This window comes from Streptomyces curacoi, assembly GCF_001513975.1.
Lineage (GTDB): Bacteria > Actinomycetota > Actinomycetes > Streptomycetales > Streptomycetaceae > Streptomyces > Streptomyces curacoi.
The window spans coordinates 1,170,821-1,183,384 of the sequence record NZ_KQ947984.1 but is presented as its reverse complement, the minus strand read 5'-3'; the positions used below and the strand labels follow the sequence as shown (position 1 = coordinate 1,183,384).

Sequence of the window (12,564 nt, the reverse complement as noted above, 5' to 3'; positions counted from 1 at the left end):
GGGTCCGGCGTGGCGGCCGGGCGGTCGCGTCCCATACGGCACCCCGGGCGCGCGGCGCCTTCCGGCGTTCGGTACTTTTGGCCCCGTGGACAAGAAGAACGCCCTGCGCGCCGGCGCCCTGGCCGCCGGTACGACGCTGATGATGCTGCTCATGTCGTCCCCTGCGCTCGCGCTCACGCGTGACGACGGCGACGACCCCGGTCCGGGCCTGAGCGTCATCGAGACGCTGGGTCTCTTCGTCGTGGCCCCGACCGTGCTGTTCCTGGTCATCGCGGGCCTCGTGATGGTCCTGGACCGCTCCACGGACCGCCAGCCGAAGGTGAAGGCCAAGGCGAAGGCCTGACCAGGGCGTTTCCGCCCGGTCCCAGCTTTGCCCGAGGGCGCCGGCCCCGTCGTGCGTACGCGTATGCGACGAGGCCGGCGCCCTCGGTGTGTTCTGGTGTGTTCTCCGGCCGTCCCGGCAGGTCACGTCACGCCGGGTGCGGTGCGGTCAGATACCGCTGCACCGTGGGCCCCAGCCATGCCACGACCTCCTCGGGGGCCAGCGCCACGGCCGGCGGAAAGCGCAGGACATAGCGGGTGAGCGCCAGCCCGAGCACCTGCGACGACACCAGCGCGGCCCGCGCGGGGGCCTGCTCGGGGTCGGGGCACACCCGACGGCAGATCGGCAGCAACTGGTCCGCGAAGATGCCCTGCATGCGCTCGGCCCCGGCCTCGTTGGTCGCGCCGACCCGGAGCAGGGCCGTGAGCACCTCGTTCTTCTCCCACAGGCCCAGGAAGTGCGTCACAAGGCCCCGGCCGACCTCGTCCCGGGGCAGTGACGCCGGGTCCGGCAGCCTCAGGTCGATGGCGACGGCCGCCGCGAACAGACCCTCCTTGTTGCCGTAGTAGCGCATCACCATGGACGGATCGATGTTCGCGTCCTTGGCGATGGCGCGGATGGTGGCGCGCTCGTAACCGTCGGCCGCGAAGCGCTCGCGGGCCGCGTCGAGGATCGCCGTGCGGGTGGCCTCGGAGCGGCGGGCGGGGGCGGCGGGCTTGCTCTGCATCATGTCAACAACCGTAGGCCAACGTGCGTGGGCCAACAAGTGTTGACACTCCGGTCGCGGGGCTCGTACGGTTGCCAACAAGCGTTGACCAACGGATGTTGGCCAACGAGCGTTGGCATCCAGGAGGCCCCATGAACGGCACCGGCACCAACAGCAAAAGCAACAGCCACAGGAGCAACGGCGACGGCACCGACGGCAGCGGCCCCGACCCCGTGATCGTCGTGGGCGCCGGCCCCACCGGTCTCCTCCTGGCCGGTGACCTCGCCGCCGCCGGCGTCCCCGTCACCCTCGTCGAGAAGCGCCGCCACAAGACCAGCAACCTCTCCCGCGCCTTCGGCGTCCACGCCCGCACCCTGGAACAGCTGGACGCCCGCGGCCTGGCCGACGACCTGCTCGCCACCGGCAGCACCATCACCGAGCTGCGTCTCTTCCGCCGTCTCTCCCTCGACCTGCGAAGGCTGCCGTCCCGCTTCCCGTTCCTGCTCGTCACTCCGCAGTACGAGGTCGAGCGGCTGCTGGAGCGGCGGGCGCGCGAGCTCGGCGTCGAGTTCCTCTTCGAGCGCGAGGTCGTGGGGCTGCGGCAGGACGACAGCGGGGTCGACCTCGACGTGCGCGGCCCGGACGGGACGGTCGGCACGCATCGCGCGGCCTATGCCGTCGGCGCGGACGGCCACCGCAGCGCCGTACGCCAGGCGGTCGGCCTGCCCTTCCCCGGCGCCTCCGTCATCAGGTCCATGTTCCTGGCGGACGTCCGGCTCACCGAGCGGCCCGACCGTGTGCTCACCATCGACGGCGCGGGCGACGCCTTCGCGGGGATCGTGTCCTTCGGCGACGGCTGGTACCGGGTCATGGGCTGGAACCGCCGCCACGAGGTCCCCGACGACACCCCGCTCGACCTCGACGAGGTCAGGGAGGTCACCCGCCGCGCCCTGGGCAGCGACTGCGGCATGCACGACGCGCGCTGGCTCTCCCGCTTCCACAGCGACGAGCGGCAGGCGCCCGAGTACCGGGTCGGGCGGGTCTTCCTGGCCGGGGACGCCGCGCACGTCCACTCACCGGCCGGCGGCCAGGGCATGAACACCGGCCTGCAGGACGCGGCCAACCTCGGCTGGAAGCTCGCCGCGGCCGTCAAGGGCTGGGCGCCCGACGGCCTTCTGGACACCTATCAGGCCGAGCGCCACCCGGTCGGCAAGGCCGTGCTGCGCAGCAGCGGCGGGCTGGTGCGGCTGGCGCGGGCCCAGAGCCCGGGGCTGCGCGCCGTACGCGCCGTCGTCGCGGCATTCGTCAACGCGGCCCGGCCCGCCCAGGTGAAGGTCCTCGGCCAGATCTCGGGCATCGGCTACCGGTACGCGGCCCCGCGCGGCTCCCACCGCCTGGTCGGCACCCGTGTCCCCGATGTGGCGCTGGAGAGCGGCCGGCTGCATGAGGCTCTGCGCGGCGGGCGGTTCGTGCTGATCGCTCCGCGGGGTTCTCGGTCGTACGAGAGTCAGGCGGCGTCGTACGAGAGCCAGGCGGCCCGCAAGGACAGGCTCGCCGTGGAACGCTGGGCGAGCGACCGCCGTACGACCGTGCTGGTGCGGCCCGACGGATACGTGGCCTGGGCGGCGGACGCCGCGGACGCGGCGGGGATCGAGCGGGCGGTCGCCGCGCACGTGGGGTGAGTGAAGGCCTGTGCCGACGCGCGGCCCTTTACCGGGATCCGGCCCTCATCGGGTCCGGCGCCTACCGGGATTCGGGCACTCCCGAGAGCAACTCCCGCAGCAGGTCGGCCAGTTGGCCGGCCTGTTCGTCGTTCAGGACGGACAGGGCCTCCGTCTGGAGGGCGAGGCCGGCGCCGACCGCCTCGTCGATGAGGTTCAGTCCCTTCTCGGTGAGGGTGACCTGAAGGCCGCGGCGGTCGTGCGGATCGGGGGAGCGGCGCAGCAGGCCGGCCCGTTCCAGTTTGTCGAGGCGCCCGGTCATGCCTCCGGTGGTGAGCATCAGCGTCGCCGAGAGCTGGCGGGGCGAGAGCGCGTAGGGCTCTCCGGCGCGGCGCAGGGTGGCGAGGACGTCGAACTCGCCGCGTGAGACGCCGTAGGGCGCGTACGCCTTCTCCGCCCGGTCGCTCATCGCGCGCGACAGCCGGTGGATCCGGCCGAAGACCTCCATCGCGGCGGTGTCGAGGTCGGGCCGCACGGCCGCCCACTGGTCGATGATCGCGTCGACGGCGTCCTTGCGCTGGGGCGAGCGTGCGTTCATGCGCCGAGTATCGGGCGTCGGGAGGGTCGGCCGCAAGAAAGTGGCTTGCCGGAAAGTAGCTTACTGCTAAGCTACTTTTCACTGATCTACTCGAAGGGTGCCTCCCATGGCCGCCGACCGCGCCACCCTGACGCTCCTCACCGCGCTCGCCCCGATCTCCTGGGGCACCACCTACGCCGTCACGACCGAGTTCCTGCCGCCCGACCGCCCCCTGTTCACCGGCCTGATGCGCGCCCTCCCCGCCGGTCTGCTGCTGCTCGCCGCCGCCCGCGTGCTGCCACGCGGTGTCTGGTGGGGGAAGGCGTTGGTCCTCGGCGCGCTGAACATCGGCGCCTTCTTCCCGCTCCTGTTCCTCTCCGCCTACCGGCTGCCCGGCGGTATGGCGGCCGTGGTCGGCTCGGTCGGCCCGCTGTTCGTCGTGGGCCTCTCGGCGCTGCTGCTGGGGCAGCGGCCGACGGCCCGCACCGTCCTCACCGGGATCGTGGCGGCGTTCGGCGTCAGCCTGGTCGTGCTGAAGGCGGCCGGCGCCCTCGATCTCGTCGGCGTGCTGGCGGCCCTGGCCTCCACGGCGGCCATGTCCGCCGGCACCGTACTGACCAAGCGCTGGGGCCGCCCCGAGGGTGTCGGCCCGCTCGCCCTCACCGGCTGGCAGCTCACCGCGGGCGGCCTGCTCATCGCCCCGCTCGCCCTCCTGGTCGAGGGCGCCCCGCCCGCGCTCGACGGCCGGGCGACCGTCGGCTACCTCTATCTGGCCCTCGCGAACACGGCGGTCGCGTACTGGCTCTGGTTCCGCGGCATCGGCCGCCTCGCCGCCACTCAGGTCACCTTCCTCGGCCCGCTGTCCCCGTTGACCGCCGCGGTGGTCGGCTGGGCGGCGCTGGGGCAGGCGCTGACCCCGCTTCAGCTGGCGGGCATGGCTCTCGCCTTCGGGGCGACGGTCCTGGGTCAGATCGGTGCGGGCGCGGGGCGCGGGGCGCGGGCGCGGGAGTGGGCGCGGGTGCGGGTGCGGGTGCAAGTGTGGGTGCGGGTGCGCGGACCGCGGCCCGGCGATCGTTCAGTTCTCCTGAAAAGAAGCCTCGAAAAGATTCGATGGACGTGACGGATCTGGCGCTGCGACGGTAGATCGAGCCCGATCACCGCCGGCGAAAGGATCTCCGTGACCGTCGTCCTCCCCAGGACAGCCACCCCGACCCCCCTCCCCGGGGCAGCCGCCCTCGGCGTCGCGCTCGCCGCCCTCGCCACGGTCGTCTGGTCCGGCAGCTTCGTCACCTCCCGCGCGCTGCACGACAGCGTGCCGCCGGTGCAGCAGGCGTTCTGGCGGTGGGTGGTGGCGCTGGTCGCGGTGGCTCCATTCGGGGCCCGGCAGGCCTGGCGGCAGCGGGAGCTGATCCGCCGTCACCTCGGCTTCGTGCTCCTCGCCGCACTGCTCGGAGTCACCGCCTACAACACCCTTGTCAACCAGGCGGGAACGACCACGTCCGCCGCCAACATGGGCATGATCATGGCCGCTTCACCGGTCCTGATGGCCGGGTTCGAGCGGGCTGCGGGGGTACGGCTGGGGGCGCGCCGCGTGGTGGGGCTGCTGACGGCCGGGGTGGGGGTCGTGCTGCTGATCGGGGGAGGCACGGGCGGGGCGGGTTTCGCGGCCGGGGATCTGTGGATGGTGGCGGCGGCCTGTTGTTTCGCGTCGTACAGCGGCCTGTTGCGGCGCAAGCCGGCGGAACTCGGCGGCACTGCCTTCCTGTTCACCACCTTCCTGCTGGGCACGGTGCTGCTGCTGCCCGCGCACGGGGTGAGCCTCGCGGTGCAGGGCGGCTTCGAGCCGACCGCCGGGACGGTCCTGCCGATCCTGTACGTGGGCATCGCCTCCTCCGCCGTCGCGTTCTTCGCCTGGAACCGGGCGATCGCGCTGGTCGGCCCGAGCCGGGCCGGGGCCGTCTACCACCTCCAGCCGGTGTGCGTGGCCCTGCTGTCCTGGGCCGTCCTCGGTGAGGCCACCGGCTGGGCGCAGGCGGGGTGCATGGCGCTGATCCTGGGCGGGGTCGCCCTGGGCGCGGCGGCGCGGCGGTGACGTAGGTTGCCGCCATGGTCGAGTGGGACATCCGCAAGCTGCACATCCTGCGGACGCTGCGGGAGCGCGGGACCGTGACCGCGACGGCCGAAGCGCTGCGGATGACGCCGTCGGCCGTGTCGCAGCAGCTGACGAACCTCGCCAGGCAGGTCGGGGTGCCCTTGCTGGAGGCGCAGGGGCGGCGGGTGCGGCTGACGGACGCGGCGCGGCTGGTGCTGCGGCACGCCGAGGCCGTCTTCGAGCAACTGGAACGGGCCGACGCCGAGTTGGCGGCCTACGTGCACGGCGAGGTGGGGGAGGTGCGGGTGGCGGCCTTCTCCACGGCGGTGCCCGCGCTGGTCGTACCGGCCGTGCGGGTGCTGCGCGAGGCGCATCCCGGAGTGGTCGTACGGGTCCGGGAGGCCGAGGCCGGGGAGGCGTACGAACTGCTGGCCGGCGGGGAGGTGGACCTCGCGCTGTCGCTCGCGGCGCAGGCGCCGACGGTGGGCGACGCGCGCTTCACGAGGGTGCCGTTGCTGGCCGACCCGCTGGATGTCGCGTTGCCTCCGGGGCATCGGCTGGCGGCGGCCGGACAGGTGCGGCTGGCCGATCTCGCCGGGGAGGACTGGATCTTCGGCGGGAGCGGGCCGTGGTCGGACATCACGCGGGGGGCGTGCGAGGCGGCCGGGTTCAGCCCTCGGCAGGGGCATTCGGCGGCCGGGTGGACGGCGATCCTGGCGATGGTGGAGGCGGGGATGGGGGTGGCGCTGGTGCCGCGGATGGCCGCGGTGGGCAGGGGCGGGGTGGTGATGCGGGAAGTCGCGCAGGGACGGCCGGTCCGGCATGTGGTGGCAGCGGTGCGCAAGGGCGCGGAGGCCGGGGCGGCGGTGGGGCGGGTGCTGAGCGCTCTGCGGGAGACCGCGGCCGGGCTGTCCGAGGAGTGCGGCTCCCGCGGCTCACCCGCGTCCGGTGCCTGAGCCGCGAGGAGTCCCCGCTCGGACCCCGCGCCCCTCGTACCCGCTCCGTCCCGCGCCTCGTACCCGCTCCGTTCCGCGCCCCTCGTATTCGCTCAGCGCCTGCGCACCTCGTAGAGGAAGCAGCCGTACTCGACGGCACGGACATGGACGAAGGCCACGGCCGGGTCGTCGAACGCCTCCCGGAAGGCCGCCTCCAGGTCCCCGCCCTCCGGGACGAGCCGTCCGCCCAGGATGCGTCCCTCGGCCGAATAGCGGCGCACCGTGCGCTGCGACGTCCCGAACGGCAGGGCGTCCCCGCCGGGCCCCGCGCACTCCTCCGCATGGATGAAGACGGGCCCCTGCTCGTCGTACGGCCCGGGATCGGCGCCGGACTCGGCCGCCCAGCGGAGCAGGGGAGCATACGAGACGAGGGCGATCCGCTCACCGGGCACGCTGTGGCGCAGGCAGCAGCGCAGCGGTTGCCCGCCCTCCTCGTCGGTCAGGGGAACCATTCGGCGCCCCGCGTCGTCAGCAGAGCGCAACTCCTTCAGGGCCCTCGGATCGATGGGGCGTACGAGAGAGGTCGTCATGTCCCCAGCCTCGCGCGCGTCCGCCCCGCTCACCGGCGGTAAACGGACATCGCGTTCCGCGCGGGACCCATGGAAGGATGGCGCAACCCACACATATCGAGGAGATGACCGCGTGCCTGGCACAAACCTGACCCGCGAAGAGGCTCAGCAGCGGGCGAAGCTGCTCACCGTTGACTCGTACGAGATCGATCTCGACCTCTCCGGCGCGCAGGAGGGCGGTACCTACCGGTCCGTGACCACGGTGCGCTTCGACGTCGCGGAGAACGGGGCCGACTCCTTCATCGACCTCGTGGCACCGACCGTCCACGAGGTGACCCTCAACGGCGACTCGCTCGACCCGGGCGAGGTCTTCAAGGACTCCCGGATCGCCCTGCCGGGCCTGCTGGCGGGCCGCAACATCCTGCGGGTCGTCGCCGACTGCGCGTACACCAACACCGGCGAGGGCCTGCACCGCTTCGTCGACCCGGTCGACCAGCAGGCCTACCTCTACACCCAGTTCGAGGTCCCGGACGCCCGCCGCGTCTTCGCGTCCTTCGAGCAGCCCGACCTGAAGGCGACCTTCCAGTTCACCGTGAAGGCGCCGGAGGGCTGGACGGTCATCTCCAACTCGCCCACGCCGGAGCCCAAGGACAACGTCTGGTCCTTCGAGCCGACGCCGCGCATCTCGACGTACGTCACCGCGCTCATCGTCGGCCCGTACCACTCCGTGCACAGCGTCTACGAGAAGGACGGCCAGTCCGTCCCGCTCGGCATCTACTGCCGCCCCTCGCTGGCCGAGTACCTCGACTCGGACGCGATCTTCGAGGTGACCCGGCAGGGCTTCGACTGGTTCCAGGAGAAGTTCGACTACGCGTACCCGTTCCAGAAGTACGACCAGCTGTTCGTGCCGGAGTTCAACGCGGGCGCGATGGAGAACGCGGGCGCGGTGACCATCCGCGACCAGTACGTGTTCCGTTCGAAGGTGACGGACGCGGCGTACGAGGTCCGCGCGGAGACCATCCTGCACGAGCTGGCCCACATGTGGTTCGGCGACCTGGTCACCATGGAGTGGTGGAACGACCTGTGGCTGAACGAGTCGTTCGCCACGTACACCTCCATCGCCTGCCAGGCCCATGCGCCGGGGTCGCGCTGGCCGCACTCCTGGACCACGTTCGCCAACTCCATGAAGACGTGGGCGTACCGCCAGGACCAGCTGCCGTCCACGCACCCGATCATGGCCGAGATCCGTGATCTGGACGACGTCCTGGTCAACTTCGACGGCATCACGTACGCCAAGGGCGCCTCCGTCCTGAAGCAGCTCGTGGCGTACGTCGGCATGGACGAGTTCTTCCGCGGTGTGCAGGCGTACTTCAAGCGGCACGCCTACGGCAACACGCGCCTGTCCGACCTGCTCGGCGCCCTGGAGGAGACCTCCGGGCGCGACCTGAAGACCTGGTCGAAGGCATGGCTGGAGACGGCGGGCATCAACATCCTGCGCCCGGAGATCGAGACGGACGCCGAGGGTGTCGTCACGTCCTTCGCGATCCGCCAGGAGGCCCCGGAGCTCCCGGCCGGCGCCAAGGGCGAGCCGACGCTGCGCCCGCACCGCATCGCGGTCGGTCTGTACGACCTCGACGACACGACCGGCAAGCTGGTGCGCGCCGAGCGCGTCGAACTGGACGTCGACGGCGAACTGACCGCCGTGCCGCAGCTGGTGGGCAAGCGCCGCCCGGCCGTGGTCCTGCTCAACGACGACGACCTGTCGTACGCCAAGGTCCGCCTCGACGAGCAGTCCCTCGCCTTCGTGACGCAGCACCTGGGCGACTTCGAGTGGTCGCTTCCGCGCGCGCTGTGCTGGGCGTCGGCGTGGGACATGACCCGGGACGCGGAGCTCGCGACCCGCGACTACCTCTCCCTCGTCCTGTCGGGCATCGGCAAGGAGTCCGACATCGGCGTCGTGCAGTCGCTGCAGCGCCAGGTGAAGCTGGCGATCGAGCTGTACGCCGACCCGGCCGCCCGCGAGGCCCTGCTGGCCCGCTGGACGGACGCCACGCTGGCCCACCTGCGCGCCGCGGAGGCGGGCAGCGACCACCAGCTGGCGTGGGCGCGGGCGTTCGCGGCGACGGCCCGCACCCCCGAGCAGCTGGACCTGCTGGAGGCCCTGCTGGACGGTACGCAGACGATCGAGGGCCTGGTCGTGGACACGGAGCTGCGCTGGGCGTTCGTGCAGCGGCTCGCGGCCGTGGGCCGGTTCGACGAGGCGGAGATCGCCGGCGAGTACGAGCGGGACAAGACGGCGGCCGGCGAGCGCCACGCCGCCACGGCCCGCGCCGCCCGCCCGACGCCCGAGGCCAAGGCCGAGGCCTGGTCGTCGGTGATCGACTCCGACAAGCTCCCGAACGCCGTCCAGGAGGCGGTCATCGGCGGCTTCGTCCAGACCGACCAGCGCGACCTTCTGGCGCCCTACACGGACAGGTTCTTCGAGGTCGTCAAGGGCATCTGGGACTCCCGCTCGCACGAGATCGCCCAGCAGATCGCGATCGGCCTGTACCCGACGATCCAGGTCTCCGAGGAGACCCTGCGCAAGACGGACGCCTGGCTGTCCTCGGCGGAGCCGAACGCGGCCCTGCGACGCCTGATCTCCGAGTCCCGGGCGGGCGTGGAGCGGGCGCTGAAGGCGCAGGCGGCGGATGCGGCGGCCGATCAGCCGTAGTCGGCCGTGCGGCGACGAGGGGGCGGCCACCGACTGCTGGTGGCCGCCCCCTCGGGGTGTGTGGGGGCGTCAGCCCTTGAGCTCGGCTGCCACCAGCTCCGCGATCTGCACGGCGTTCAGCGCCGCGCCCTTGCGGAGGTTGTCGTTGGAGAGGAACAGGGCGAGGCCGCGCTCGATGCCTCGTCTCCGAGTCCCGGGCGGGCGTGGAGCGGGCGTTGAAGGCGCAGGCGGCGGATGCGGCGGCCGGCCGGCCGTAGCGGGCCGTGCGGCGACGAGGGGGCGGCCACCGACTGTTGGTGGCCGCCCCCTCGGGGTGTGTGGGGGCGTCAGCCCTTGAGCTCGGCTGCCACCAGCTCCGCGATCTGGACGGCGTTCAGCGCCGCGCCCTTGCGGAGGTTGTCGTTGGAGAGGAACAGGGCGAGGCCGTGCTCGACCGTCTCGTCGGTGCGGATGCGGCCGACGTACGACGGGTCCTGGCCGGCCGCCTGCAGCGGGGTCGGGACGTCGGTGAGGGCCACGCCGGGGGCGCCGGCCAGCAGCTCCTTGGCGCGCTCCACGCTGATCGGGCGGGCGAAGCGGGCGTTGACCTGGAGGGAGTGGCCGGAGAAGACCGGGACGCGCACGCAGGTGCCGGAGACCTTCAGCCCGGGGATCTCCAGGATCTTGCGGGACTCGTGGCGGAGCTTCTGCTCCTCGTCGGTCTCGTTCAGACCGTCGTCGACGATCGAGCCGGCCATCGGCAGGACGTTGTACGCGATCGGGGCGACGTACTTGTTCGGCGCGGGGAACTCCGCCGCCGAGCCGTCGTGGGTCAGCTTGGGCGCCTCGTCGCCGACCTTCTTGATCTGCTCGAACAGCTCGTCGACGCCGGCCAGACCCGAGCCCGACACCGCCTGGTAGGTGGCGACGACCAGGGCCTCCAGGCCCGCCTCGGCGTGCAGCGGCTTCAGCACCGGCATCGCGGCCATCGTCGTGCAGTTCGGGTTGGCGATGATGCCCTTGGGGCGGTCGGCGATCGCGTGCGGGTTCACCTCGGAGACGACCAGCGGGACCTCGGGGTCGCGGCGCCAGGCCGAGGAGTTGTCGATCACCACGGCGCCCTGGGAGGCGACCTTGGGGGCCAGGGCCTTGGAGGTCGAGCCGCCCGCGGAGAACAGCACGATGTCCAGGCCGGTGTAGTCGGCCGTGGCCGCGTCCTCCACGGTCACGCCGTCCAGGACCGTCCCCGCCGAGCGGGCCGAGGCGAACAGGCGCAGCTCGGTGAGCGGGAAGTCACGCTCCGCGAGGATCCTGCGCATGACCGTGCCGACCTGACCGGTGGCTCCGACGATTCCGACCCTCACGGCGACTCCTTCTACGTGGCTTGTCTGTGTCTGCTGCATGGCCGAGGCGTTTCCATCATGCGGTGACTCTCGGCCCGCCTGTCCAATTGTTTGACCGGGATGCTCAAAGGCCGGGACGCGCAGGGCCCGGGCCCCGGTTGCGGTTCTGCGGCTCCCACCCGGTCTGAGCTGCAGAAATTCGCCCTACGGCCGCCCCGCGCCGCAAGCTCGCCTGCCCGCCCGCCACTGGGCTACGCGGCGGTGTGACGTACGCCTCTGTCCCGTCCCGGGAAATCTCCGGGACTTCCGCCGAACGTTTCGGCCCGTCCCGGCGTCACAGTGACAACACGGCGAGGGGAGGGGTGGCTGTGCTGCGCAGAAAGGCCCGCCGCGGCCAGGGGGGCGGCGCCGTCCAGGACGTGCTGGACGATCCGCTGGACGCGGCCCAGGAGCGCCGGGTGCGCGCGGTGCTCGCGCTGGGCGGGGTGCCGCAGGCGGACCTGCTGGACGGGGTGCAGCAGGTCCGCCTGCGGCTGCTGGAGCGGGCCGCGAGCGGACGCGAGGCGCCGCGGGACGTGTCGGCGTGGGCGGCGGTCGTCGCCTCCAACCTCGCCATGGACTGGCACCGGGCCAAGAAGCGCCAGGAGCGGCTCGGGGAGCGGCTCGCCTCCCTGCGCCAGCTCGAACACCCCTCCGGCGAGGACACCAGCCTGCTCTCCCTCGCCGTGGCCCGGGGCCTGGACGAGCTGCCCGACGCCCAGCGCCAGGTCCTCGTCCTGCGCTTCTACGCCGACCTGCCGGTGCGCGGGATCGCCGAGGAGCTCGGTATCCCGGAGGGCACGGTCAAGAGCAGGCTGCACACGGCGGTACGGGCCCTGCGCGCCCGCCTGCACGAGGACGAGGTGGTGTGAGATGACCGCCGAGCACGAAGGCCGTGACGGCCGTGACGGCCGTACCGGCGCCGACGCGCTGATGGCTGCGATCACCGGCGAACCGCTGCCGGACGAGGCCCGCGCGGATGCCGCCTTCATGAACGAGCACCGCGCTGCCGTCGCCGATGTGACGCTGCTGCGGGAGCAGCTGGAGATCGTCGGGCGGGCACTCGGCGAGCCACCGGCCCCGGCCCCGGCCCCGGCTCCCGAGCCCGAACCCGTTCCCGTACGAGACCCTCCCTCCCGCGTCCGGCGGCGTGGGTTCAGCCTCGCCTTCGGCACCCTCGCGGTGGCCGCCGTCGCCTCCGTGGTGGCCGGCCTGGGCTGGCTGCTCTCCCAGGCCGGGGACGCCGGCCTGTCCTCGCGAGGCAGCGCCGACCAGGCGAGCTCCAAGCAGGCCGAAGCCGGCTTCGGCAGCCCCCGCTACCTGGCCTGCGCCCGCCTGATCGCCGAGGGCGACGTCACCGCCGTGCTGCCGGTTCCCGGGACGGGACAGGAGCGGATCACGCTGCGGGTGACCCGCTCCTACCAGCCGGAGAAGAGCGAGGACGAGGTGACCTTCCTGATGGAGGAGGCCGCCGTCGGCAAGGGCGAACACATCCTGGTCGGCATTCCCCGGCGGGCCGCCGGACCGGACTTCTGGGCCGTCGGCGAGCAGGACATCGCCCCTGAACGGGACTGGATCACCGCCGCGCTGCCCGAGGCACGGAAACTCACCTGCGCATGACGAGGGGC

12 protein-coding genes and 1 pseudogene are annotated in these 12,564 nt (G+C 72.6%); 8 read left to right on the top strand and 5 right to left on the bottom strand.

All coding sequences use genetic code 11. From position 1 onward, the window contains the following. Positions 1-85 precede the first annotated feature (85 nt). A complete protein-coding gene (locus tag AQI70_RS05185) occupies positions 86-343 on the top strand; it encodes a hypothetical protein (RefSeq protein ID WP_004001241.1) in 258 nt (85 codons plus the stop codon). Positions 344-470: 127 nt separating this feature from the next. On the opposite strand, the gene AQI70_RS05180 is transcribed toward AQI70_RS05185, so the two are convergent. Beyond that, on the bottom strand, positions 471-1,052 hold the full coding sequence (locus tag AQI70_RS05180) for a TetR/AcrR family transcriptional regulator (RefSeq protein WP_062144684.1): 582 nt from the start codon (positions 1,050-1,052) through the stop codon (positions 471-473). Positions 1,053-1,180: 128 nt separating this feature from the next. Between AQI70_RS05180 and AQI70_RS05175 the strand changes: the two genes are divergently transcribed. Continuing rightward, a complete protein-coding gene (locus AQI70_RS05175; RefSeq protein ID WP_062144680.1) occupies positions 1,181-2,710 on the top strand; it encodes an FAD-dependent monooxygenase in 1,530 nt (509 codons plus the stop codon). A gap of 61 nt (positions 2,711-2,771) precedes the next feature. Here AQI70_RS05175 and AQI70_RS05170 read toward each other — a convergent pair whose 3' ends face one another. Then, on the bottom strand, positions 2,772-3,287 hold the full coding sequence (locus AQI70_RS05170; RefSeq protein WP_062144677.1) for a MarR family winged helix-turn-helix transcriptional regulator: 516 nt from the start codon (positions 3,285-3,287) through the stop codon (positions 2,772-2,774). Positions 3,288-3,393: 106 nt separating this feature from the next. On the opposite strand from AQI70_RS05170, the gene AQI70_RS05165 reads away from it, so the two are divergent. Genes AQI70_RS05165 through AQI70_RS05155 form a run of 3 tightly spaced genes read left to right on the top strand, consistent with a single transcriptional unit; the run spans position 3,394 to position 6,314 of the window. Beyond that, positions 3,394-4,386: an EamA family transporter gene (locus AQI70_RS05165; RefSeq protein ID WP_244181447.1), complete on the top strand. Its 993-nt coding sequence runs from the start codon at positions 3,394-3,396 to the stop codon at positions 4,384-4,386. Between the two features lie 57 nt (positions 4,387-4,443). Further along, positions 4,444-5,358 (top strand): DMT family transporter, encoded by a 915-nt coding sequence (locus tag AQI70_RS05160; RefSeq protein WP_062144674.1) that lies wholly within the window; start codon positions 4,444-4,446, stop codon positions 5,356-5,358. A gap of 14 nt (positions 5,359-5,372) precedes the next feature. Then, complete coding sequence (locus AQI70_RS05155; protein WP_062144671.1) at positions 5,373-6,314, top strand: LysR family transcriptional regulator; 942 nt, start codon at positions 5,373-5,375, stop codon at positions 6,312-6,314. A gap of 92 nt (positions 6,315-6,406) precedes the next feature. Here AQI70_RS05155 and AQI70_RS05150 read toward each other — a convergent pair whose 3' ends face one another. Next, entirely contained in the window at positions 6,407-6,883 is a 477-nt protein-coding gene (locus AQI70_RS05150; protein WP_062145100.1) for a DUF1203 domain-containing protein, read from the bottom strand. Positions 6,884-6,995: 112 nt separating this feature from the next. Between AQI70_RS05150 and pepN the strand changes: the two genes are divergently transcribed. After that, the gene (pepN, locus tag AQI70_RS05145) at positions 6,996-9,575 is read left to right on the top strand and encodes an aminopeptidase N (RefSeq protein ID WP_062144668.1); all 2,580 of its coding nucleotides are present in this window, start codon (positions 6,996-6,998) and stop codon (positions 9,573-9,575) included. A gap of 69 nt (positions 9,576-9,644) precedes the next feature. Here pepN and AQI70_RS39510 read toward each other — a convergent pair. Next, positions 9,645-9,752 (bottom strand): annotated as a pseudogene (locus tag AQI70_RS39510) (aspartate-semialdehyde dehydrogenase); the annotation flags it as partial. A 149-nt stretch (positions 9,753-9,901) separates the two neighbouring features. Further along, positions 9,902-10,918 (bottom strand): aspartate-semialdehyde dehydrogenase, encoded by a 1,017-nt coding sequence (locus AQI70_RS05140; protein WP_062144666.1) that lies wholly within the window; start codon positions 10,916-10,918, stop codon positions 9,902-9,904. A gap of 341 nt (positions 10,919-11,259) precedes the next feature. Here AQI70_RS05140 and AQI70_RS05135 point away from each other — a divergent pair, with 341 nt between their 5' ends. Beyond that, on the top strand, positions 11,260-11,808 hold the full coding sequence (locus AQI70_RS05135) for an RNA polymerase sigma factor (RefSeq protein WP_208607282.1): 549 nt from the start codon (positions 11,260-11,262) through the stop codon (positions 11,806-11,808). A gap of 1 nt (position 11,809) precedes the next feature. Then, positions 11,810-12,556, top strand: a complete 747-nt coding sequence (locus AQI70_RS05130; RefSeq protein WP_062144664.1) for a hypothetical protein — start codon at positions 11,810-11,812, stop codon at positions 12,554-12,556. The last annotated feature ends 8 nt before the right edge of the window (positions 12,557-12,564 follow it).

What these genes read in the sequence shown, in the direction of transcription:
- AQI70_RS05180 (WP_062144684.1), bottom strand. Translation starts at nt 1,052, where the DNA reads ATGATGCAGAGCAAGCCCGCCGCCCCCGCCCGCCGCTCCGAGGCCACC.
- AQI70_RS05175 (WP_062144680.1), top strand. Translation starts at nt 1,181, where the DNA reads ATGAACGGCACCGGCACCAACAGCAAAAGCAACAGCCACAGGAGCAAC.
- AQI70_RS05170 (WP_062144677.1), bottom strand. Translation starts at nt 3,287, where the DNA reads ATGAACGCACGCTCGCCCCAGCGCAAGGACGCCGTCGACGCGATCATC.
- AQI70_RS05165 (WP_244181447.1), top strand. Translation starts at nt 3,394, where the DNA reads ATGGCCGCCGACCGCGCCACCCTGACGCTCCTCACCGCGCTCGCCCCG.
- AQI70_RS05155 (WP_062144671.1), top strand. Translation starts at nt 5,373, where the DNA reads ATGGTCGAGTGGGACATCCGCAAGCTGCACATCCTGCGGACGCTGCGG.
- AQI70_RS05150 (WP_062145100.1), bottom strand. Translation starts at nt 6,883, where the DNA reads ATGACGACCTCTCTCGTACGCCCCATCGATCCGAGGGCCCTGAAGGAG.
- AQI70_RS05130 (WP_062144664.1), top strand. Translation starts at nt 11,810, where the DNA reads ATGACCGCCGAGCACGAAGGCCGTGACGGCCGTGACGGCCGTACCGGC.